23 protein-coding genes are annotated in these 20,117 nt (G+C 64.0%); 13 read left to right on the top strand and 10 right to left on the bottom strand.

Features of this window, described 5'->3' with window-relative positions:
- Window positions 1-39: 39 nt before the first annotated feature.
- Window positions 40-540 carry an SH3 domain-containing protein gene (locus tag MGMSRV2_RS19315; protein WP_024082071.1) on the bottom strand — a complete coding sequence of 167 codons (501 nt, stop codon included), beginning with the start codon at window positions 538-540 and terminating at the stop codon, window positions 40-42.
- A 187-nt stretch (window positions 541-727) separates the two neighbouring features.
- Here MGMSRV2_RS19315 and MGMSRV2_RS19310 point away from each other — a divergent pair, with 187 nt between their 5' ends.
- From MGMSRV2_RS19310 to greB, 4 genes are read left to right on the top strand one after another with little or no spacing between them, the layout of a single operon-like run.
- Window positions 728-1,714 (top strand): 2-hydroxyacid dehydrogenase, encoded by a 987-nt coding sequence (locus MGMSRV2_RS19310; protein WP_024082070.1) that lies wholly within the window; start codon window positions 728-730, stop codon window positions 1,712-1,714.
- 2 nt (window positions 1,715-1,716) lie between these two features.
- The gene (gene pabB / locus MGMSRV2_RS19305) at window positions 1,717-3,036 is read left to right on the top strand and encodes an aminodeoxychorismate synthase component I (RefSeq protein ID WP_144084346.1); all 1,320 of its coding nucleotides are present in this window, start codon (window positions 1,717-1,719) and stop codon (window positions 3,034-3,036) included.
- Window positions 3,033-3,842: an aminotransferase class IV gene (locus MGMSRV2_RS19300; RefSeq protein WP_024082068.1), complete on the top strand. Its 810-nt coding sequence runs from the start codon at window positions 3,033-3,035 to the stop codon at window positions 3,840-3,842. Before pabB ends, MGMSRV2_RS19300 begins: the two co-directional genes overlap by 4 nt.
- Complete coding sequence (gene greB / locus MGMSRV2_RS19295; protein ID WP_024082067.1) at window positions 3,835-4,392, top strand: transcription elongation factor GreB; 558 nt, start codon at window positions 3,835-3,837, stop codon at window positions 4,390-4,392. The genes MGMSRV2_RS19300 and greB overlap by 8 nt, the downstream gene beginning before the upstream one ends.
- A gap of 9 nt (window positions 4,393-4,401) precedes the next feature.
- On the opposite strand, the gene MGMSRV2_RS19290 is transcribed toward greB, so the two are convergent.
- The 3 genes from MGMSRV2_RS19290 to MGMSRV2_RS19280 form a co-directional block, all read right to left on the bottom strand.
- Window positions 4,402-5,175, bottom strand: coding sequence for an ABC transporter permease (locus MGMSRV2_RS19290; RefSeq protein ID WP_024082066.1), 774 nt, complete (start codon window positions 5,173-5,175; stop codon window positions 4,402-4,404).
- Complete coding sequence (locus tag MGMSRV2_RS19285; RefSeq protein WP_024082065.1) at window positions 5,172-6,140, bottom strand: ABC transporter ATP-binding protein; 969 nt, start codon at window positions 6,138-6,140, stop codon at window positions 5,172-5,174. The genes MGMSRV2_RS19290 and MGMSRV2_RS19285 overlap by 4 nt, the downstream gene beginning before the upstream one ends.
- Window positions 6,141-6,310: 170 nt before the next feature.
- Window positions 6,311-6,748, bottom strand: coding sequence for a phasin family protein (locus MGMSRV2_RS19280; RefSeq protein WP_024082064.1), 438 nt, complete (start codon window positions 6,746-6,748; stop codon window positions 6,311-6,313).
- A 276-nt stretch (window positions 6,749-7,024) separates the two neighbouring features.
- On the opposite strand from MGMSRV2_RS19280, the gene MGMSRV2_RS19275 reads away from it, so the two are divergent.
- From MGMSRV2_RS19275 to MGMSRV2_RS19265, 3 genes are all read left to right on the top strand, one after another.
- Window positions 7,025-7,708 carry a hypothetical protein gene (locus MGMSRV2_RS19275; RefSeq protein ID WP_024082063.1) on the top strand — a complete coding sequence of 228 codons (684 nt, stop codon included), beginning with the start codon at window positions 7,025-7,027 and terminating at the stop codon, window positions 7,706-7,708.
- A gap of 26 nt (window positions 7,709-7,734) precedes the next feature.
- Window positions 7,735-8,937 (top strand): pyridoxal phosphate-dependent aminotransferase, encoded by a 1,203-nt coding sequence (locus MGMSRV2_RS19270; RefSeq protein WP_024082062.1) that lies wholly within the window; start codon window positions 7,735-7,737, stop codon window positions 8,935-8,937.
- Window positions 8,938-9,117: 180 nt separating this feature from the next.
- Complete coding sequence (locus tag MGMSRV2_RS19265; protein WP_024082061.1) at window positions 9,118-11,124, top strand: PAS-domain containing protein; 2,007 nt, start codon at window positions 9,118-9,120, stop codon at window positions 11,122-11,124.
- On the opposite strand, the gene MGMSRV2_RS19260 is transcribed toward MGMSRV2_RS19265, so the two are convergent.
- The 6 genes from MGMSRV2_RS19260 to MGMSRV2_RS19235 form a co-directional block, all read right to left on the bottom strand.
- The gene (locus MGMSRV2_RS19260) at window positions 11,121-11,909 is read right to left on the bottom strand and encodes an alpha/beta hydrolase (RefSeq protein ID WP_242410703.1); all 789 of its coding nucleotides are present in this window, start codon (window positions 11,907-11,909) and stop codon (window positions 11,121-11,123) included. The two genes, MGMSRV2_RS19265 and MGMSRV2_RS19260, sit on opposite strands and share 4 nt — an antisense overlap.
- A 132-nt stretch (window positions 11,910-12,041) precedes the next feature.
- Window positions 12,042-13,979, bottom strand: coding sequence for an acetate--CoA ligase (gene acs / locus MGMSRV2_RS19255; protein WP_024082059.1), 1,938 nt, complete (start codon window positions 13,977-13,979; stop codon window positions 12,042-12,044).
- Between the two features lie 178 nt (window positions 13,980-14,157).
- Complete coding sequence (locus tag MGMSRV2_RS19250) at window positions 14,158-14,502, bottom strand: Rieske (2Fe-2S) protein (protein WP_024082058.1); 345 nt, start codon at window positions 14,500-14,502, stop codon at window positions 14,158-14,160.
- Window positions 14,499-14,912, bottom strand: a complete 414-nt coding sequence (locus MGMSRV2_RS19245) for an EVE domain-containing protein (protein ID WP_024082057.1) — start codon at window positions 14,910-14,912, stop codon at window positions 14,499-14,501. Before MGMSRV2_RS19245 ends, MGMSRV2_RS19250 begins: the two co-directional genes overlap by 4 nt.
- Window positions 14,912-15,193 (bottom strand): YciI family protein, encoded by a 282-nt coding sequence (locus MGMSRV2_RS19240; RefSeq protein WP_024082056.1) that lies wholly within the window; start codon window positions 15,191-15,193, stop codon window positions 14,912-14,914. The genes MGMSRV2_RS19245 and MGMSRV2_RS19240 overlap by 1 nt, the downstream gene beginning before the upstream one ends.
- Window positions 15,194-15,206: 13 nt before the next feature.
- Window positions 15,207-16,199 (bottom strand): NAD(P)H-dependent glycerol-3-phosphate dehydrogenase, encoded by a 993-nt coding sequence (locus MGMSRV2_RS19235; RefSeq protein WP_024082055.1) that lies wholly within the window; start codon window positions 16,197-16,199, stop codon window positions 15,207-15,209.
- Between the two features lie 120 nt (window positions 16,200-16,319).
- Between MGMSRV2_RS19235 and MGMSRV2_RS19230 the strand changes: the two genes are divergently transcribed.
- From MGMSRV2_RS19230 to MGMSRV2_RS19205, 6 genes are all read left to right on the top strand, one after another.
- Complete coding sequence (locus MGMSRV2_RS19230) at window positions 16,320-17,276, top strand: SPFH domain-containing protein (protein WP_024082054.1); 957 nt, start codon at window positions 16,320-16,322, stop codon at window positions 17,274-17,276.
- Window positions 17,277-17,278: 2 nt separating this feature from the next.
- Entirely contained in the window at window positions 17,279-17,716 is a 438-nt protein-coding gene (locus MGMSRV2_RS19225) for an NfeD family protein (protein WP_024082053.1), read from the top strand.
- Window positions 17,713-18,450 carry a 16S rRNA (uracil(1498)-N(3))-methyltransferase gene (locus tag MGMSRV2_RS19220; RefSeq protein WP_024082052.1) on the top strand — a complete coding sequence of 246 codons (738 nt, stop codon included), beginning with the start codon at window positions 17,713-17,715 and terminating at the stop codon, window positions 18,448-18,450. Before MGMSRV2_RS19225 ends, MGMSRV2_RS19220 begins: the two co-directional genes overlap by 4 nt.
- Window positions 18,451-18,480: 30 nt before the next feature.
- Window positions 18,481-18,822 carry a hypothetical protein gene (locus tag MGMSRV2_RS19215; RefSeq protein WP_024082051.1) on the top strand — a complete coding sequence of 114 codons (342 nt, stop codon included), beginning with the start codon at window positions 18,481-18,483 and terminating at the stop codon, window positions 18,820-18,822.
- 126 nt (window positions 18,823-18,948) lie between these two features.
- Window positions 18,949-19,581: a 7-carboxy-7-deazaguanine synthase gene (queE, locus tag MGMSRV2_RS19210; protein ID WP_024082050.1), complete on the top strand. Its 633-nt coding sequence runs from the start codon at window positions 18,949-18,951 to the stop codon at window positions 19,579-19,581.
- 4 nt (window positions 19,582-19,585) lie between these two features.
- The gene (locus MGMSRV2_RS19205; protein ID WP_024082049.1) at window positions 19,586-20,116 is read left to right on the top strand and encodes a 6-carboxytetrahydropterin synthase; all 531 of its coding nucleotides are present in this window, start codon (window positions 19,586-19,588) and stop codon (window positions 20,114-20,116) included.
- Window position 20,117 lies beyond the last annotated feature (1 nt).

Here is a 20,117-nt window from a genome sequence, read left to right as displayed (position 1 = left end):
AAGTCCTTCGCTTCGCTCGAGGGACTTTTTCACGAACGATTATTCCAGCCACTCGCCCTTGTAGACGCCCCACATCTGGTCGCGGCGCAACCAGCCTTGGGTCTGATTGAGCTCGACGCGGCAGAAATCGCGGTTGCGCGGGCAATTGACCAGACGGCCCAAGGCGCCAGGGGCCACCTGGGCCACCGGATCGGCGGAATCGGCATCGGTCGCGCGCAGCATATGGGGTTGGCCGCCGATGACCACCATCATGCGCCGTCCCGACAGCATGGATTGATGGACCCAGCCCTCAGCCCCTTCCCAATCGCGGATCTTGCGCCAGGCCTCGAACTCGGCCACCACCTCGACCGGCAGATCCTTGCGCAGGTAGATCCAGTCGATGGGATAGCGCACGCCGGGGCCGGCGCGCAAATTCACCTCGTCCGATTTCAGCGATACGAAACGCGGCAGGGGCAAGCCGCTGGTCTCGCCGGCTTGGGCGGGCACCAGCCCCCAAAGCAAGAGCGCCACCGCAAAACCAGCCCCCCGAACCCGAACCATGCGAAATTCCACTCCTTGAAGCAAAGCCTCTCGGGCATTATAGGGGGTGATGCGCCCACCCGGTCAAGGTAATGGGAAACCGGGTTCGGGGCGAAAGCGCATGGGCGCATGAAAGCATCGCTGGACAAGACCGTCAGGTCTTGCTAGGTCGTGAAGTTAACTGGGGTCCCGGGAGGAGATAATTCAAATGCCACAAAAGAAGCCCCTCGTCGTCGTCACCCGCAAGCTGCCCGACGCCATCGAAACACGGATGATGGAGCTGTTCGACACGCGGCTTAATCTGGATGACAAGCCGATGAGCAAGGCCGATCTGATCGAGGCGGTGAAAACCGCCGACGTGCTGGTGCCCACCATCACCGATCGCATCGACGCCGCCATCCTGTCGCAGGCTGGCCCCAATCTGAAGTTGATCGCCAATTTCGGCACCGGCGTCGATCACATCGATCTGGCCAGCGCGCGCCAACGTTCGGTCACCGTCACCAACACGCCGGGCGTGCTGACCGAAGACACCGCCGACATGACCATGGCGCTGATCCTGGCCGTGCCCCGCCGGCTGGCCGAGGGCGAACGTCTGCTCCGGTCGGAGAAGTGGAACGGCTGGAGCCCCACCCATATGTTGGGCCACCGCATCTGGGGCAAGCGCCTGGGCATCATCGGCATGGGCCGCATCGGTCAGGCCGTCGCCCGCCGGGCCAAGGCCTTCGGCATGTCCATCCACTACCACAACCGCAAGCGCCTGCACCCCGAGCTGGAAGCCGAGCTCGAGGCCACCTATTGGGAAAGCCTGGACCAGATGCTGGCCCGCATGGACGTGGTCACCGTCCATTGCCCGCACACCCCGGCCACCTTCCATCTGCTGTCGGCCCGTCGTCTGGCCCTGTTGCAGCCGCACGCCTATGTCATCAACACCTCGCGTGGCGAGATCGTCGATGAAAACGCCCTGACCCGCATGCTGGGCCGCGGCGAGTTGGCCGGGGCCGGCCTGGACGTGTTCGAGCACGAGCCGGCGGTCAATCCCAAGCTGTTGGGTCTGGACAACGTGGTGCTGCTGCCGCATCTGGGCTCGGCCACCATCGAAGGCCGCATGGACATGGGCGAAAAGGTCATCATCAACATCAAGACCTTCGCCGACGGCCACAACCCACCGGACCGCGTGCTCGCCAGCATGTTTTGACGGTGCGGCGGACGGTTCTTGATCTGCCGGCGACCGATGCGGTCGCCCTGTTTGCCCCTTTGGCGGACGATCCCCTGGCGGTGCTGCTGGACAGCGCCGCCGGGGGCGACCCCCGATCCCGCTATTCCTATATCGCCGCCGACCCGGTCGATCATCTGATCGGCGGCGCCGATGACCCATTCCCCTGGCTGGCGCAGTCCTTGCGCGCCCGCCGGGGCGAGGCCGTACCCGGCCTGCCGCCGTTCCAAGGCGGCATCGCCGGCTGGCTGGGTTATGATCTGGGCCGTCACCTGGAACGCCTGCCGGCCCATCGGAGCGCCGGCCCGGCCTTTCCCGCCGCAATGCTCGGCGTGTTCGACGCCGTCGCCAGCTTCGATCACCGAACCGGTCAAGCCTGGGTGGTGGGGGAGACCAAGGCCGCCCACCGCCTGCGCGACCGCCTGCTGGCCGCCCCGCCTCTGCCCAAGCTGGAGTGGCGGGCGACAACCCAAGCCCAGGCCGATCTCAGCCCCCGCCAATATCAGGCCGACATCACCCGGGTAATCGAATATATCCGGGCCGGCGACGTGTTTCAGGCCAATCTGGCGCAACGCTTCACCGCGGCCCTGCCCGACGCCCTGCCACCCTTCACCTTGTACCGGCGCATGCGGGCCTTGGCGCCGGGACCGTTCGCCGCCTTCATCACCGGCGGCAAGTGTCAGTTGGCCTCGGTGTCGCCGGAACGCTTTTTATCCCTGGCGGCGGACGGAGTGGTCGAGGCCCGCCCGATCAAGGGCACCCGTCCGCGCGGCCGTGATGCCGCCGAAGATGCCGCCCTGGCCGCCCAACTGGTGGCCAGCGACAAGGATCGGGCGGAAAACCTGATGATCCTGGATCTGATGCGCAACGACCTGTCCCGCGTCTGTCAGGTGGGCAGCGTCAAGGCGCCCCAACGCATGGCGTTGGAAACCTATCCCGCCGTCCATCATCTGGTCTCCGTCGTCACCGGCCAGATGCGTCCGGGCCTGGGGGCTGCCGATCTGCTGGCGGCGTGCTTCCCCCCCGGTTCGGTCACCGGCGCCCCCAAGCTCCGCGCCATGGAAATCATCGCCGAACTGGAAAGCGCGCCGCGCGGCCCCTATTGCGGCGCCTATGGCTGGTTTGGCGATGATGGCGCCATGGATCTGGCGGTGGCCATCCGCATCGCCGCCTGCAAGGATGGCATGGCCGTCATCCATGCCGGCAGCGGCATCACCGCCTTGTCGGATCCTGCCGCCGAGTATGACGAAACCACGGTCAAGGCCGCGCCCATCCTGGCGGCGCTGGCGGGAGAAAGCCCATGAAGCTGTACCTCAACGGTGACATCCTCAGCCCCGAACAGGCGGGTCTGAGCCCCGCCGATCGCGGCTTCACCCTGGGCGACGGCCTGTTCGAGACCATCAAGGTCAGCCACGGTCAGCCGCTGCGCCTGGGCGGTCATCTGCGCCGTCTCGGCGACGGCGCCACCACCTTGCGTCTCCCCTTGCCGTCCATCGATGATCTGAGGAACGCCCTCGACCGGGTGATCGCCGCCAATGGCCTGGAACACGGCACCTTGCGCCTGACCGTCAGCCGCGGCCCCGGCCAGCGCGGCCTATTGCCGCCCCAGCCCACCACCCCCACCGTCTTGATCACCGCCGGGCTGCTTCCGCCCGCCCTGCCGCCGGCCCGGGCCATCATCGCCACATCGGTCCGCCGCAATGCCCACTCGCCGCTGTCGCGCTGCAAATCTTTGAGTTACCTTGACAATATCCTGGCCCGCCAGGAAGCCGCCGACAACAATGCCGATGAAGCGGTGCTGCTGAACACCGACGGATTTGTCGCCGAAACCACCATCGCCAATCTGTTCGTGGTCGGCGCCGACGGCATCTTGGTAACGCCGCCAGTGGCCGACGGCGCCCTGCCCGGCATCCGGCGCGCAGAATTGCTGCGCTCCATGGTGGCGCTGGAGCGCAGTATCAGCGCCGATGATTTGCGGGCGGCGCGTGAAGTGTTCTTGACCAATGCCCTATCGGTCCGGCCCATGGTCACCCTGGACGGACGGTCCATCGGCGACGGTCAACCCGGCCCGCTCAGTCAGCGTTTGCAGAAAGAAGTGATGGATGAGTAAGGCCTTTACCCGCGAATCCGACCAAGACGACGACGACCTGCCGGAAGGGGCGACCCCTATTCCCAAGGGCTCACCCAATTACATCACCCCCAAGGGTTTGCAGGCCTTGCGCGACGAGTTCAACCAACTGGTCCGCGTCGACCGGCCCAAGGTGGTGGAAACCGTGTCGTGGGCGGCCGGCAACGGCGACCGCTCGGAAAACGGCGATTACATCTATGGCAAGAAGCGCCTGCGCGAGATCGACCGCCGTATGCGCTTTCTGACCAAGCGCATGGAAGCCGCCCGCGTCGTCGACCCCACCTTGCAGACCAACAAGGATCAGGTGTTTTTCGGTGCCACCATCACCTATGCCAATTCCAAGGGCGAGGAAAAGACGGTGACCATCGTCGGCATCGACGAAGCCAATCTGGAAAAGGGCCGCATTTCCTGGATCGCCCCCATCGCCCGCGCCCTGATGAAGGCCTACGAGGGCGACGTGGTGCAACTGCGCATCCCCGGCGGCATGGAGACGCTGGAAATCATCGAAATCCGCTATGAGCCGGTGGAATAGCCGTTCCGGCTACACCCCGACTTCGCGCCGCGACACCCGGCGCATGGAGCCCAGCAGCGACAGCCCGGCCCAGGCCACCACCACCGCCAGCGACAGCAGATAAGCTGGCTGGCCCAGCAGGTTCAGACCACCGCCATAGAACGGCGCCCGGATGATTTCCAGCGCATGGAACACCGGGTTGACCAGCATGACCACGTTCATCCAGCCGGGCGCGCCGGAAATGGGGAACAAGGCGCCGGACAGCATCCACAACGGCATCAGGAACACCATCATGATGGCGTGGAAGGCCGAGGTCGAGCGCATGCCCCAGGCCAGGAAAAAGCCCAGACCGGCGAAACCGACACTGGTCAGGATGAAGCCCACGAGCAGCAGCACGACGCCGAACAGCGACAGCTTCAGCCCGAGGAAGGGGGCGGCGATGGTGAACAGCAACACCTGCACCAAGGCGATGGCGGTGGCGCCGAACACCTTGCCCAGCACGATGGCCATACGGCTGACCGGGGCGACCAGCACCCCTTGCAGGAAGCCGGCGTCGCGGTCCTCGATGATGGTGATGCAGGCGAACACGGAAGCGAACAAAAGCATCATCACCATGACGCCGGGATAGAAATATTCCAGGTAGCTGATCTGCTCCAGCCCGGCGGGGCGGAAGCTGGTGCCCATGCCGGCGCCCAGGAACAGCCAGAACATTAGGGGCTGGGCCACCGCACCGATGACCCGCTGCGGCTGGCGGGCGAACCGGGTGAATTCGCGCTTGGCCAGGCTGAAGGCGACGGCCATCATCGCGGCAACTCCTTATGGACGGCATGTTCGGGGACGGCACGACCGGTAACGTGGACGAACACGTCTTCCAGATCGGGCTGCTTGATGGAGATGGATTTGATCCGGTCGCGCCAACGCTCCAGGATGCTTTCCAGCATGGGCAGGCCTTCGCCGTTCTCGGTCTCTTCCAAGCGCAATTCATCGCCGTGGCGACGCACCGCCAGCCCCAGCTCGGCCCGTAGGATGGCGGCCAGTTCCTCGGCATCGCCCATGGGTTGGACCACCACCATCTCGGTGCCGATCATCGCCTTCAACGCCTGCGGCGAATCGAAGGCCAGCAACTTGCCGTCGCGCATGATGGCGACGCGGTCCACGTCCTCGGCCTCGGAAAACACGTGGCTGGTCATCAGCACGGTGATGCCGCGGTCCCGCTGGACCTTTTGCAAGGCGGCGAGGAAATTGCGCCGCGACGCCGGGTCCAGACCGGTGGTCGGCTCGTCCAGCAGCAGCACTTGCGGGCGGGTCATCAGCACCTTGGCCAGTTCCACCTGCCGGGCCAAGCCGCCGGACAGGGTTTCCACCCGCTGGTCCAGACGGTCGGCCAGATCGGTCCAGCCCAGCGCCTCGTCGCAATGGCGGCTGAAATCACCACCCTTGATGCCATAGAGATCGGCATGGATGCGCAAGTTCTCGATGACGCTGAGATGCTTGTCCACCGCCGGGTTTTGGAACACCACCCCCAGGATGCGCCGCACCTTTTCCGGCTGCGTCAGCAGATCGATGCCGCCGATGCACACGGCACCCGAACTGGGCAGGGCCAACCCGCACAGGATGCGGAACAAGGTGGATTTACCCGATCCGTTGGGACCGGACAAAATGGCGAATTCCCCTTCCCGCACCGACAGCGACAGATTGTCGAGCGCGGTGCGCGGCGCCTGCTTACGGCTGCCCGGATAGGTGTGGGTCAAAGAGTTTATCTGGATCATGGGTTTTGCTTACCCCAGGCAAGGACCGGCTGCAAGCTACCCCAGTCACGGTCGCCATCACAGCCTAGAATTTTTATAATGCGACGATTTCGCAAAGGGCTGTGACCTTGGTCAAACGAAAACGGCCGCCATTGCCAGGGGCAAGGCGGCCGCACGCTGGGGCACGAAGCTTACTTCTTCGAGGCCTTGACGAACACGTCGCGCATTTCATCCAGGTTCTGGGTGAAGCGGCGGTTCAGCAGCTCGAAGGCTTCGTTATTGGCCTTGGCGATCATCTCGGCCAGTTCGCGCATGTTGGACAACGAACGCTCGAAGGCTTCCTTGGCCAGTTCGGCCTGCTTGGCCGCCTTGTCCTGGGGGTTGCCGGGCTCGGCGATGTCCTTGGACACCACGGCCACTTCGTCCATGGTCTGGCGCAGGATTTCAACCTGACGCTTCAGCACCGCCTGCAGGCCGTCATAGGCCAGCTTGTTGGCTTGGGTCAGCGCTTCGATGTTCTTGCGCTGGCTGCCGACCAGGGTTTCCACGTCAACGCCGGGAACCTTGAAGTCGCCCATATACTTGCTGATGTCGAAGTCAAAAAGCTGCTCTGCCTGCTTGCTGGCCATCTTGAATTCCTCCAACCGGGGGTATGTTGCGGCGCAGCGAAGATAGCCTTTCACACCATTGGGCGTCAACGAATTGAGTCGCCGAAACCCGTGATAGATACTTGCGTATACGCACAGCCATCATCGCAATGATGCAAGATGCCGATCTTTTCAATCATTGAGGGAATATGGCATAGGATAATTGCATGATTACGGGATTTGACACTTGATTTCGACCGGACAACCTTTGTATGCATTTACCCAGAATCATTACATTGTTTAATGGAGAGGCTCCCCATGACCACCGGCACCAACACGGCCCTCGTCAACGCTGTGCTTTCCGGGGTGGCCGACGCTCGCCAGACTTACGCCACCTGGACCCGCGATGGCGGCTATTTTGCTTGGGCGCCCGAATACCTGCTGACTGTTTCTGTCGCCCAATCCATCTGGGAATGGTGCGCGCCTCTGACCGTCTGGCCCGAGTTCCGCCTGGCCGACGCCCTGCGCGAGGCCTGCCCAGGCAATCAGCGCCGCCCGGCCCGCACCGCCACCGGCCGCCGCGCCGATTTGCTGGTTTATCGCGGCACGCCGCAACCCCACGCCATCGTCGAGATCAAGCGCAATGTGGATGGCTGGGGCAAGATCGCCGCCGACGTGGAACGGCTGCGCACCACCTTGGCGGCGCCGGGGGCGTCATTCCAACTGGGCATGGTCGCCTTCAGCAGCACCTTGATCGGCGGCAACCGGGCCAAGGGCGGCGCCATCTTGCAAGACCGGCTGGCGCGGCTGGCCGATTGCGTCGATCACATCCGCCTGCCCGGCTGGCATTGCCGGCTGACCACCCGGGCCATTCATTTCGACGGTCACGAACATTGGTCGGCGGCGGCGGTGGTGCTGGAAAAGTCAACCGCACGTCCATCGCGCCGCGGCTGTGATCCCGCTTGCACTGGCAGTCCGGCGCAAGTACTTTCGGCGTCTTGATTTCTCTTCAATTCATGGGGAACACCATGCCGTTCATCGCTGACAGGCTGTCGGCCATCAAGCCGTCTCCGACCATCGCCGTGACGCAAAAGGCCGCCGAGCTGAAAGCCGCCGGCCGCGACGTCATCGGATTGGGTGCGGGCGAGCCCGATTTCGACACCCCCGACAACATCAAGGCCGCCGCCAAAACCGCGCTGGACAAGGGCGCCACCAAGTACGGCCCGCCCGCCGGTACCGTCGAATTGCGCAAGGCGATCGTCGCCAAGTTCAAGCGCGAGAACGGCCTGGACTACACTGTCGATCAGGTCACCGTCGGCGTCGGCGGCAAGGGCGTGATCTTCAACGCCTTCATGGCCACCATCAATCCCGGCGACGAAGTCATCGTCCCCGCGCCCTATTGGGTGTCATACCCGGACATCGCCCTGATGTTCGGCGGCGTGCCGAAATTCATCGCCTGTCCGGAAGACAAGGGCTTCAAGCTGCAGGCCGCCGACCTGGAAGCCGCCATCACCCCCAAGACCAAGTGGTTGGTGCTGAACTCGCCGTCCAACCCCACCGGCGCCGCCTATTCGTGGGACGAGATGAAGGCGCTGACCGACGTGTTGGTCAAGCACCCGCATGTATGGATCATGTCCGACGACATGTACGAGCATCTGGTCTATGACGGCTTCAAGTTCTGCACCCCGGCCCAGGTCGAACCCAGCCTGTACGACCGCACCTTGACCATGAACGGCGTGTCGAAGGCCTATGCCATGACCGGCTGGCGCGTCGGCTATGCCGCCGGTCCGCTGCCGCTCATCAAAGCCATCAACATGATCCAGTCGCAGTCGGTGACCCACACCGCCACCGTCAGCCAGGCGGCGGCGGTCGAGGCCCTGAACGGCACCCAGGACTTCATCCCGAAGAACCAGGAGATCTTCAAGGCGCGGCGCGATCTGGTGGTCAAGCTGTTGAACGAGTGCAAGGGCCTGACCTGCCGCACGCCGGAAGGCGCCTTTTATGTCTATCCGTCCTGCGCCGGCGTGATCGGCAAGAAGACCAGCGACGGCAAGGTGATCAGCTCGGACGGTGATTTCGCCACCTATCTGCTGGAAGGCGAAGGCGTCGCCGTGGTCCAGGGCGAGGCCTTCGGCCTGTCGCCTTACTTCCGCATCTCCTACGCCACCTCGACCGAGGCGTTGCAGCAGGCCTGCGAACGCATCAAGCGGTTCTGCGACAGCCTGAGCTGATCGAACACTCTGTGACGATCAAGGGGCGCCCTGACAACGGGGCGCCCTTTTTTCATGACCCCATCCCTATCCCTTTGCATAAACGATCACCCGTTCTTTTGACCACTAGGCAAACACCGCCAAGCACACCATGATGAAGGCTCACTCAACCAAGGGCTTAGATCGAGGGACATAGGCGCAATGGATGACCAGGGCGATGGAAGGGCCGATGCGGTGGTGGGCGGAGATTTCTTCCGCGATGCCGTGGCCAATTCGTCCTCGGCCCTGCTGGCCATCGATGGCGACGACATCATCGTCTACGCCAATAGTGCCGCCTGCCGCCTGTTTCATCTGGACCGATCGGCCTTGCAGGGCCGCAGCCTGCGGCAATTGATCATCCCGCCGCACTGGCCCTTGCTGGATAATCCCGAGCACTTGGTCGAGGTTTCCGGCATCGGCGGCGGCGGCATCCCGCTGCCGCTGGAATTGTCCATGGCTCCCGCCGGCCCATGGCGGGCGGTGACCATGCGCGACATTTCGTCGCGTACGGCGTTACGCACCATTATCGAGAACATGCCCGGCGCCATTTCCATGTTCGACGCCGAGTTGAACATGCTGGCCTGCAACAAAAAACTGCAGGAATTGCTGGACTTCCCCAAAAGCCTGTTCGCCCATGGCCTGCCCAATCTGGCCGATCTGCTGCGTTATAACGCCAGCCGCGGCGAATACGGCCCCGGCGCGGTGGATGATCTGGTAGCGCCTCGGCTGGAGCAAGCCCGCCACCCCACCCACCACGTGTTTGAACGGACCCGTATCGACGGCACCGTTTTGGAAATTCGCGGCGCACCGCTGCCCAATGGCGGCTTCGTCAGTATCTATACCGACGTCACCGCCCGACGACAGGCGGAAGAGGCGCTGAAGGCGGCCATGGCCGAGTCGGAACGCAACCGCCTGCATCTGCGTTCGGTGATCGAACACCTGCCGCAAGGGGTGACGGTGATCGATTCGGCGCTTGACGTGGTGGTGTGGAATTCCGCCTTCACCCGGCTGCTCGGCATCCCGGAAACGGTAATGCCGCCCGGTCAGGTGGTGCCCTATGAGATCGCCATCCGCTTTGTCGCCGAACGCGGCGATTACGGCCCCGGCGACCCAGCGGAACTGGTGCGCGAGCGCGTTGCCCTGGCGCGCCTGTTCCAGGAACACCGGTTCGAACGCAGCCTGCCCGACGGCACCATCATCGAGGTGTTCGGCCGCCCCATGATCGATGGCGGCTTCGTCACCACCTATACCGACATCACCGATATCCGCCGCGCCGCTCAGCGCTTGGCCGAAACCCTCGACCTGATGGACGAGGTGCTCGCCCATGCGGTGATCACCGTGTTCGAACTGGACCCGCGCGGCTGTTTCCGCTTCGCCCGTGGCCTCAGACGCGTCATCGGACTGGACGATCAGGCCGCAATCGGCCAATCCATCCTCAATCTGTTCGACCCGCATGAACATCCGCTGCTACACGCCCTGATCGACGGATCGCTGAACCAACCGGTCAAAAGCGCTGCGGCACGGCGGCGTGACGACAACCGCGACGTCTGGCTGTCGATTTCAGGTTATCCCACCGGCGACGGCGGCTTTCGCGGCGTTCTCATCGATGTCAGCGACAAGCACATGGCCGACGTGAAGATCCAGGATCTGATCGAAAGGTTGGAGCAAACCGCGCTGCACGACCCGCTGACCGGCTTGGCCAACCGCACCAAGTTCCGCCAGCGCTTCGAGGAGGAAGTGGACCGCCAGCGCCGCTCGGGCAAAACCCTGACCCTGGTGGCCATGGATCTGGACCATTTCAAGCAGATCAACGACCGTTTCGGTCATCCGGCAGGCGACATGGTCTTGCGTGAAACCGCCAAGACCCTGCGGGCGCAAGTGCGCCAAACCGATCTGGTCGCCCGTTTCGGTGGCGAGGAATTCCTGATCCTGCTGCCGGAAACCGAGTTGATCGGCGCCCGGCATCTGGCCGAATCCTTGCGTTTGGCGGTCGAGGCGCAGGATTTGTGCCTGCCCGAATCGGGGGAAAAACTGCACATTACCGGCACCTTCGGCATCGCTGAATCCACCGCCGATGCGCCCTTGTCGCAAGATGCCCTGGTGGAAGCCGCCGACCGCGCCGCCTATCGCGGCAAGAACGAGGGCCGCAACCGGGTGTGCGTCGGTTAGGGTTCCAACTGCTTACGGACGAAGTCCACCACCATCTGAGCGGCACCATGGCTGTACAGGTCATTATGGCCGGCGGCAGCAATGAAATGGGCTTCAACGCCCATACGGGCGCGCTCCTTCAACTCGCGCCCCATGGAGACCGGCACCACTCCATCCTGCTCGCCGTGCACGATCAGCATCGGCGCCCGAATCTGTCCGATCTTGGCGCGGTTGTCGAAGCGGTCGAGCATGGCCAGTTCGGCGAAGCCCGGCAGCACATAGGCCGGGGCCAGATCGGGCAGGCGGGTATAGGGGGCTTCCAGCACCACGCCGACCAGATTGGGCAATTCGGTGGCCATCTGCACCGCCACGCCGGTGCCTAAGGATTCACCGTAAAGGACGATCTGACCTTGTGGCACACCACGGCTGATCAGCCAGCCCAAGGCACCGCGGGCATCGGCGTACAACCCCTCTTCCGAAGGCGAGCCGGCGTTACCGCCATAACCGCGATAACCCACCAGCAGCACGCCGAAGCCGGCATCCATGAACAATCGGGCCTTGTGGGCACGATTGGCCACCGTACCGGCATTGCCATGGAAATAGACCAAGGTGGGCTGATAGCGGTCGCGCGGCGGCGCGTACCAGGCGGTGTTGATGAAACCGTCATGGGTGGTGATCCGCGCCTGCACCATTTCCGGCACCCCCGCCTCGGCGGGGTCAACGCGTTCCTTGCCCGGGTGATAGATCATGTCGCGCTGAAAGAAGGCCAATCCACCCATGGCCAGCGCCAAACTTCCTGCAAACACGGCGGCGACTTCCCCGAGCAAATGATCGTTCCTTCAAAAACCGTTCTAAACATAGGCACAGCCGGGCCAATACGCCAGCGGCAAAGAAAAAGGCCCGCCGTTTCCGGCGGGCCTTGATCGTTTCAATCGAGCTTAACCGCGATTCATGCGGTTTTCGATCAGGTCTTCGACCACGGTCGGATCGGCCAGGGTCGAGGTGTCGCCCAGCGCGCCGAACTCGTTCTCGGCGATCTTGCGCAGAATGCGGCGCATGATCTTGCCCGAACGGGTCTTGGGCAGGCCCGGCGACCACTGGATCAGGTCGGGGCTGGCGATCGGGCCGATTTCCTTACGGACCCAGGCCACCAGTTCCTTGCGCAGTTCCTCGGTCGGCTCTTCGCCCTGGATCAGGGTGACATAGGCATAGATGCCCTGGCCCTTGATCTCGTGCGGGTAACCGACCACGGCGGCCTCGGCCACCTTGGGATGGGCGACCAGGGCGGATTCCACCTCGGCGGTGCCCATGCGGTGACCGGACACGTTGATCACGTCATCGACGCGACCGGTGATCCAGTAATAGCCGTCCTCATCGCGACGGGCGCCGTCACCGGTGAAGTAGTAGCCGGGATAGGTGGAGAAGTAGGTTTCGCCGAAGCGCTTGTGGTCACCGAAAATGGTGCGCATCTGGCCGGGCCAACCGGGTTCGGCCAAGCACAGATTGCCTTCGACGGCGCCTTCCAGCACCTTGCCTTCGGCATCGACCATCACCGGCTTGACGCCGAAGAACGGACGGGTGGCCGAGCCGGGCTTCAGCGCGGTGGCACCCGGCAACGGCGTGATCAGGATGCCGCCGGTTTCGGTCTGCCACCAGGTGTCGACGATCGGGCAACGGTTGTCGCCGACGACGCGGTGGTACCACAGCCAAGCTTCCGGGTTGATGGGCTCGCCCACCGAACCCAACAGACGCAGGCTGGACCGGCTGGTCTTCTTGACCATTTCCTCGCCTTCGCGCATCAGCGAACGGATGGCGGTCGGCGCGGTGTAGAAGATGTTGACCTTGTGCTTGTCGACCACCTGCCAGAAGCGCGAGGCGTCGGGATAGGTCGGGATGCCTTCGAACATCAAGGTGATGGCGCCATTGGCCAGCGGGCCATAGACGATGTAGGAGTGGCCGGTGACCCAACCCACGTCGGCGGTGCACCAATAGACGTCGCCTTCATGATAGTCGAAGACGTACTGATGGGTCATGGAGGCATAGCACAGATAGCCGCCGGTGGTGTGCAGCACGCCCTTGGGCTTGCCGGTCGAGCCCGAGGTGTAAAGGATGAACAGCGGGTCTTCCGCGTTCATTTCCACGGCGGTGTGGGTGGCGCCGGCCTTGGCGGTCAGCTCTTCGTACCAATGGTCACGACCGGTGACCATGTGGATGTTGCCGCCGGTGCGCTTGACCACCAGGACGTTCTTGACCGACCAGCAGGTTTCCAGCGCCTTGTCGACATTGGCCTTCAGCGGCACCTTGCGGCCACCGCGCAGACCTTCGTCGGCGGTGATGACCAGCGAGCTGTCGCAATCCTGGATACGGCCGGCCAGGGCGTCGGGCGAGAAACCGCCGAAAACGATGGAATGGATGGCGCCGACGCGGGCGCAGGCCAGCATGGCGACGGCGGCTTCCACGATCATCGGCAGATAGATGGTGACGCGATCGCCCTTCTTGACGCCCAGATCGGTCATCACGTTGGACAGGCGGCAAACCTGCTCGTGCAGCTCACGATAGGTGACGTGCTTGGAATCGTTCGGGTCGTCGCCTTCCCAGATGATGGCGGTCTGGTCGCCGCGCTTGGCCAAGTGACGGTCCAGGCAATTGGCAGCCACGTTCAAGGTGCCGTCGGCGAACCAGTTGATGGAGACGTCGCCGGTGTAGGAGACTTCCTTGACCTTGGTGTAGGGCTTGATCCAATCCAGGCGCTTGCCGTGTTCGCCCCAGAAGCCATCCGGATCGTTGACCGAGCGCGCATACCATTCCTGGTAGGTCTTCTCGTCGATCAGGGCTTGCTTGGCGAATTCGGCGGGAACGGGAAAGAGTTCGGTCATGTCAGGTTGTCTCCCAAATTTTATGCTTCGTTTGGTTTTACGCCGCCCCTTTTTGGTGCGACGCGGCATGTTTCCCCGATGCTGGCCGGAATTATGGTCATAATCCGCTCCCGACTCAACCCCCGCCGCGCAACGATCCGATTCTTTTCAGATGCAATCGCGCAATGATGTGACACAACTATGAAAGATTAGGGGAATTGGCCAATATCACCGCCCCATCCTCGATGGTCAGTGCCACCGGCACCAGCCGCCGCCCCCGGCACGGCCCCCAGGTGCAATCACCGGTCAGCGGATCGAAGCGGGCGGCGTGGACGGCGCAGATGATTTCCGATCCGGTCAGGTCGAGGAACTTGTCCTGGTCCATTTCCAACGGCGCCCCCACATGCGGACAGGAATTGAGGTAACCGCGCACCTGCCCGTCATAACGGACGACGAAAACCTGCTTACGCTCGCCGTTCAAGTCCACCACGAACGGCCCCTTGGCCCCCGGATCGGCCAGATCGTCAAGCCGGCACAGGATCACGGCGTCACCTTGGCCATGGCGCAGATCAGCACCCAGCTTTCATCATCCATGGGCATCACCGACAGCCGCGACTGCCGGATCAGCGGCAGTTCGGCCAGTCGTGGGTCGGCCTTGATATCGGCCAGGGTGACCGGGTTGGGCACGGCGCAGACCGCCTTCAAATCGGGGCAGACCCAACGCGGATCGTCGGCGGTGGGATCGGGATAGGCTTCGCGCACCACCTCGACGATGCCGACGATGCGCTTTTCGTTGACCGAATGGTAAAAGAAACAGCGGTCGCCCAGCTTCATCGCCTTGAGGAAATTGCTGGCCTGATAATTACGCACCCCGGTCCAGGCGGTTACGCCGTCGCGCACCTGATCATCCCACGACCAGGCACCCGGCTCGGACTTGACCAGCCAATACGCCATCAGGGCAGAACCTTCTTATAACGGCGGACGGTGACGCTTTCGAACAGGCCGGCTTTGCCATAGGGGTCGTTTTGGATGAATTCATCCACCTGGGCGCGGTCTTCCACGTCCAGGATCAGCATGGAGCCTTGCATCTTCTCGCCGTCGTCGGACAAAAGCGGGCCGCCGACCAGCATGCGGTCACACCAATCCTTGGCGAAATCCAGATGGGCCTGACGGTTGGCCAGACGCACTTCCAACGCATTGGGCTTGTCGATGCAGGTGATGATGTAAAGGGCCATGTGATTTCTCCGGTTACCGGCTTTCGGCCTTGAACGGGCGCGACAGCAATTGAGTGATAGCCTCGTCCAGCGGACGGGAACGATTCAAGACGGAATCGACGGCGGCACAGATGGGCATCTCGATATCCAGACGGGCGGCCATGTCGACCACCGCGCCCGCCGACCACACGCCCTCGGTCACCGCCTTGCGTTCGGCCAGGATGTCGGCCAGTTGACGGCCCTGGCCCAGCATCAGACCGAGGGAATAATTGCGCGATTGCGCCGACGACGCCGTCAGGATCAAGTCCCCCATGCCCGACAGCCCCATCAGGCTTTCCGCCCGCCCGCCCTTGGCCAGGGCCAGACGTGACATTTCCGCCAGACCGCGGGTGATCAGGGCGGCCCGCGCATTGTCGCCATAGCCCTTGCCCTCGACGATGCCGCAGGCGATGGCCAGCACGTTCTTGACCGCGCCGCCGATCTCGGCCCCGATCAGATCGGTGGACAGATAGGGGCGGAAGCTGGGGGTGCCCAGGGCGTCGACCAGCTTGGCCCCCAACACCGCATCGGCGCAGGCCAGGGTGATGGCGGTGGGCAGGCCGCGCGCCACCTCGATGGCGAAGGTCGGCCCCGACAGCACCGCTTGCGGCGCTTCGGGCAGTTCCGCCTGCACCACCTCGGTCATCATGCAATCGCTGCCCTGCTCGATGCCCTTGGCGCAGATCACCGCCGGCACCCCTGGCCGCCAAAAAGGCGCCAGAGCACGGGCGGTGGCGCGCAGATGCTGCGCCGGCGTCACCAGCAACACCGCGTCGGCGTTGACCGCGTCGGCCATGTCGGTGGTGGCGCGGATGCAACAATCCAGATGCATGTCGGGCAGATAGGTCTGGTTGCGACGGGTGGCGTTGATGGTGGCGACCACATCGGGCTCGTGCGCCCACATCACCACATCGCGCCCCGCCCGTCTGGCGGTGACCGCCAAGGCGGTGCCCCAAGCCCCCGCGCCGATGATGCCGATACGCTGCATGCCGCTTCCCCTTGTTTTCTGTCCCAGGGTTATGCCTTGGGCCGAAACACTTGGTCAACGACAACCGGGACGGTTGGGGTTAAGCTGGTTGCCGTTGCAATCAACGCGGGATGAATGATCATGGAAATGGCGGCCTTTGCCCTGGCCCTGGTGGCTTTGGGCCTGATCATCGTGTTCATGGGCATCAAGGTGGTGCCGCAGGGCTATGAATTCACCGTCGAACGCTTTGGCCGCTACACCCGCACCCTGCCCCCCGGCCTGCACCTGATCATTCCCCTGGTCGACCGCGTCGGGCGCAAGCTCAACGTGATGGAGCAGGTGCTCGACGTCCCCAGCCAGGAAATCATCACCCGCGACAACGCCATGGTGACGGTGGACGGGGTAGTGTTCTTCCAGGTGCTCGACACCGCGCGGGCGGCGTACGAGGTCTCCAACCTGCAAGTGGCGACCTTGAACCTGATCATGACCAATATCCGCACGGTGATGGGCGGCATGGACCTGGACGAGTTGTTGAGCCAGCGCGACCAGATCAACACCAAGCTGCTGACCGTGGTCGACGAGGCGACCCAGCCCTGGGGCGTCAAGGTCACCCGCATCGAGATCAAGGACATCGCGCCGCCGCGCGATCTGGTCGATTCCATGGCCCGGCAGATGAAGGCGGAACGCGACAAGCGCGCGGCCGTGCTGGAAGCCGAAGGCCTGCGTCAGGCCGAGGTGTTGAAGGCGGAAGGCCAGAAGCAGGCGCAGATCCTGGCGGCCGAGGGCCGGCGCGAAGCCGCCTTCCGCGACGCCGAAGCGCGTGAACGTGAGGCCGAGGCCGAGGCCAAGGCGGTGGAAATGGTGTCGAAGGCGGTGGCCGGCGGCGAAACCACCGCCGTCAATTACTTCATCGCCCAACGCTATGTGGCGGCGCTGGAGAAGGTGGCCTCGGCCCCCAATCAGAAACTGATCATGATGCCGCTGGAGGCATCGGGCATCATCGGCGCGGTCGCCGGCATCGCCGAGATCGCCAAGGATGCCATGGCCGAAACGGCGCAAAAACCCCGCCGCACCGGCCTGCCCAATAGCGGAGCCTGACCATGCAGCCCGTGTTCTGGCATTGGCTGATCGCCGGCATCCTGCTGATCGGGGCCGAGGCCATGCTGCCCGGCACCTATCTGTTGTGGCCGGGCATCGCGGCCTTTCTCACCGGCATGGTCGCCTATATGGCGCCGTCCCTGGGCTGGGAAATCCACGCTGGCATCTTCGCCGCCCTCACCGTGCTGGCGGCGGTGGGCGGGCGCAAATTGTACGCACGCCTGAAAACCCCAGCCAGCGACGCCCCCTTGCTCAACAAGCGCGCCGCCCAGTTGGTGGGAACAATCCACACCCTGGACACCCCCATCCTCGACGGCTATGGCCGCATGCGCCTGGGCGACGCCACCTGGAAGGTGTCCGGCCCCGATCTGCCCACCGGCTCCCGCGTCAGGGTGATCGGCGCCGAGGGCATTATCCTGCGGGTGGAGCCGGCGCCGTGATCCGCCTGTTCGTCGCCAACGACCTGTCCGCCGACACCCTGATCGGCCTCGACAAGGACCAGTCGCACTACCTTGCCAACGTCATGCGGGTAAAAGCGGGCGAGGATGTCGCCTTGTTCAATGGCCGCGACGGCGAATGGCGGGGCCGTCTGGACAAGGTGGCCAAGGCCAGCGTGACCCTCCAGGTGCAAAGCCAAAGCCGCCCGCAAACGCCCGAGCCCGATCTGTGGCTGCTGGCCGCCCCCATTAAAAAGGATTGCATCGATCTGGTGGCGGAAAAAGCCACCGAACTGGGCATCTCGGCCCTGTGGCCGGTCTTCACCCACCGCACGGTGATGAGCCGGGTCAACACCGACCGTCTGGCCGCCAATATGGTCGAGGCGGCGGAGCAATGCGAACGCCTGAGCGTGCCGGAAATGCGCGAGCCGACGGATTTGGCCAAGGCGCTGGCCGGCTGGGATGCGGCCCGCCCGCTTGTGTTCCTGGATGAAAGCGGTGGCGGCGCCCCCATCAATCAGGCCTTGAACAACCTGCAACCGGGGCCGCTGGCGGTGCTGACCGGCCCCGAGGGCGGCTTCGACGACAGCGAGCGGGCCATGCTGGCCCGCCTGCCCTTCGCTGTGCCGGTCAGCCTGGGGCCACGTATCCTCAGGGCCGAAACCGCCGCCATCGCCGCCTTATCGGTGGTGCAGGCGCTGCTTGGGGATTGGAACCGGCGCCCGCGTGCTTCATAATGCGCGCCCCCTTCCCCCGGAGAGCCCGAGATGCCGCCGAAAGTCAACCCGCTCAAGCTCAACCCGTTGCAGCTGAAGACCCTGGTTTTGTTCCAGGAACTGGCCCGTTACCCGGAAACCTCGCAAGTCCAAGATAATGGCGACAAGCTGTTGACCACCCTGCCGCGTCCGCACGGCAACCACTTCCACGTGGGCAACAAGGTGGCGATGACCAAGGACGCCTCCGGCCTGACCAATCCGGCGGTGTGGGTGGCCTTGGAACGCAAGGGCCTGATCCGCGCCGTCTTCCCCCATGCCGTCACCCTGACCGTCGATGGCCAGAATTATGATGTCGGGCCGACCGGCGCGATTTTGCACGGCAGCGATCACTGACATGGCCTCAGCCATGTCAGTGTTTGCCCTTGGCGCGCCCGGGACGGGCGGCTGTGTGCGGAGCACACGTCTCCGACTCCAAACGCCGCCGCTCGGGCTTGGTAAAAAGGACTTTGGAGTCACGCCATGGCCTATAAGGTCAAGGAACTATTCTACACCTTGCAGGGCGAAGGCGGGCAGGCGGGGCGTGCCGCGATTTTCCTGCGTTTCGCCGGCTGCAATCTGTGGAGTGGGCGCGAGGCCGACCGCGCCACCGCCCAATGCCCGTTCTGCGACACCGATTTCGTCGGCGGCGACAAATATGCCGACGCGGACGCTCTAGCCGGCGCCGTCGCCGCTTTGTGGCCCAAGGGCGGCGGCGGTCAGCCCCTGGTGGTGATCACCGGCGGCGAACCCGGCCTGCAACTGGACGAAGCGCTGATCCAGGCGTTGCACTTCTGGGGCCTGGAAATCGCGGTGGAAACCAACGGCACCATCAGTTTGCCGCCCGGCATCGACTGGGTCTGCGTCAGCCCCAAGGCCGGGCAGGACTTGGAAACCGTCGCCGGCGACGAAATCAAGCTGGTATGGCCGCAAGACGGCATCGATCCGACACGGTTCGAGAAAATGCCGTTTCGGCATTATTTTCTTCAACCCAAGGACGTCCCTGGTGATTCCGCCGCCCAAGCCGCCCATCTTCAGGCCTGCGTCGCCTATTGCTTGACCCATCCGCGCTGGCGGCTCAGTTTGCAGACTCACAAGATTTTGGGAATTCCGTAACCACATGTCCGCGCCCTACCGCATTTCCCGCCGCATCGAGATCGATGCCGGCCACCGCATCATGACCCACGGGTCCAAGTGCCGGCACGTGCACGGCCACCGGTATGGCATCGAAGCGGTGTGCGAAGCCGTCGACCTGCACCATGACGGCGAACAGACCGACATGGTCCTGGATTTCGGCTTTCTCAAGGAAGAGATGCTGAAGGCCATCGACGAGCCGTGCGATCATGGCTTCATCGCCGCCCTGGCCGATGTGGAGCTGCTGACCATGTTCGCCCCCACGGGCAACGACACGGCGGAATGGCTGGCCGATCTGGAAGCCCAGGTGCGGGAAAAGGGCGAGGCCACCACCACCAGGACCCAGCTGATGACCAAGCTGACGGTGGTGCCGTTCCAGCCCACCGCCGAATGCCTGGCCCGGCACTGGTTCGTCAAACTGGCCGAACCGGTAAAACAGCGTTCCGGTGGTGCCGCCCGGCTGCTGCTGGTCCGCGTGTTCGAGACCCCCAACTGCGCCGCCGAATACGGGGAATAGG

The organism is Magnetospirillum gryphiswaldense MSR-1 v2 (genome assembly GCF_000513295.1).
Lineage (GTDB): Bacteria > Pseudomonadota > Alphaproteobacteria > Rhodospirillales > Magnetospirillaceae > Magnetospirillum > Magnetospirillum gryphiswaldense.
Note: the sequence above shows the minus strand (reverse complement) of the source record. Positions and strands in the feature narration are given on the sequence as shown.

Excerpts from the sequence above, each read along its gene's own strand:
- MGMSRV2_RS19315 (WP_024082071.1), bottom strand. The coding sequence starts at position 540 with ATGGTTCGGGTTCGGGGGGCTGGTTTTGCGGTGGCGCTCTTGCTTTGG.
- MGMSRV2_RS19310 (WP_024082070.1), top strand. The coding sequence starts at position 728 with ATGCCACAAAAGAAGCCCCTCGTCGTCGTCACCCGCAAGCTGCCCGAC.
- MGMSRV2_RS19300 (WP_024082068.1), top strand. The coding sequence starts at position 3,033 with ATGAAGCTGTACCTCAACGGTGACATCCTCAGCCCCGAACAGGCGGGT.
- greB (WP_024082067.1), top strand. The coding sequence starts at position 3,835 with ATGAGTAAGGCCTTTACCCGCGAATCCGACCAAGACGACGACGACCTG.
- MGMSRV2_RS19290 (WP_024082066.1), bottom strand. The coding sequence starts at position 5,175 with ATGATGGCCGTCGCCTTCAGCCTGGCCAAGCGCGAATTCACCCGGTTC.
- MGMSRV2_RS19285 (WP_024082065.1), bottom strand. The coding sequence starts at position 6,140 with ATGATCCAGATAAACTCTTTGACCCACACCTATCCGGGCAGCCGTAAG.
- MGMSRV2_RS19280 (WP_024082064.1), bottom strand. The coding sequence starts at position 6,748 with ATGGCCAGCAAGCAGGCAGAGCAGCTTTTTGACTTCGACATCAGCAAG.
- MGMSRV2_RS19275 (WP_024082063.1), top strand. The coding sequence starts at position 7,025 with ATGACCACCGGCACCAACACGGCCCTCGTCAACGCTGTGCTTTCCGGG.
- MGMSRV2_RS19270 (WP_024082062.1), top strand. The coding sequence starts at position 7,735 with ATGCCGTTCATCGCTGACAGGCTGTCGGCCATCAAGCCGTCTCCGACC.
- MGMSRV2_RS19265 (WP_024082061.1), top strand. The coding sequence starts at position 9,118 with ATGGATGACCAGGGCGATGGAAGGGCCGATGCGGTGGTGGGCGGAGAT.
- acs (WP_024082059.1), bottom strand. The coding sequence starts at position 13,979 with ATGACCGAACTCTTTCCCGTTCCCGCCGAATTCGCCAAGCAAGCCCTG.
- MGMSRV2_RS19245 (WP_024082057.1), bottom strand. The coding sequence starts at position 14,912 with ATGGCGTATTGGCTGGTCAAGTCCGAGCCGGGTGCCTGGTCGTGGGAT.
- MGMSRV2_RS19240 (WP_024082056.1), bottom strand. The coding sequence starts at position 15,193 with ATGGCCCTTTACATCATCACCTGCATCGACAAGCCCAATGCGTTGGAA.
- MGMSRV2_RS19235 (WP_024082055.1), bottom strand. The coding sequence starts at position 16,199 with ATGCAGCGTATCGGCATCATCGGCGCGGGGGCTTGGGGCACCGCCTTG.
- MGMSRV2_RS19230 (WP_024082054.1), top strand. The coding sequence starts at position 16,320 with ATGGAAATGGCGGCCTTTGCCCTGGCCCTGGTGGCTTTGGGCCTGATC.
- MGMSRV2_RS19225 (WP_024082053.1), top strand. The coding sequence starts at position 17,279 with ATGCAGCCCGTGTTCTGGCATTGGCTGATCGCCGGCATCCTGCTGATC.
- MGMSRV2_RS19215 (WP_024082051.1), top strand. The coding sequence starts at position 18,481 with ATGCCGCCGAAAGTCAACCCGCTCAAGCTCAACCCGTTGCAGCTGAAG.
- queE (WP_024082050.1), top strand. The coding sequence starts at position 18,949 with ATGGCCTATAAGGTCAAGGAACTATTCTACACCTTGCAGGGCGAAGGC.
- MGMSRV2_RS19205 (WP_024082049.1), top strand. The coding sequence starts at position 19,586 with ATGTCCGCGCCCTACCGCATTTCCCGCCGCATCGAGATCGATGCCGGC.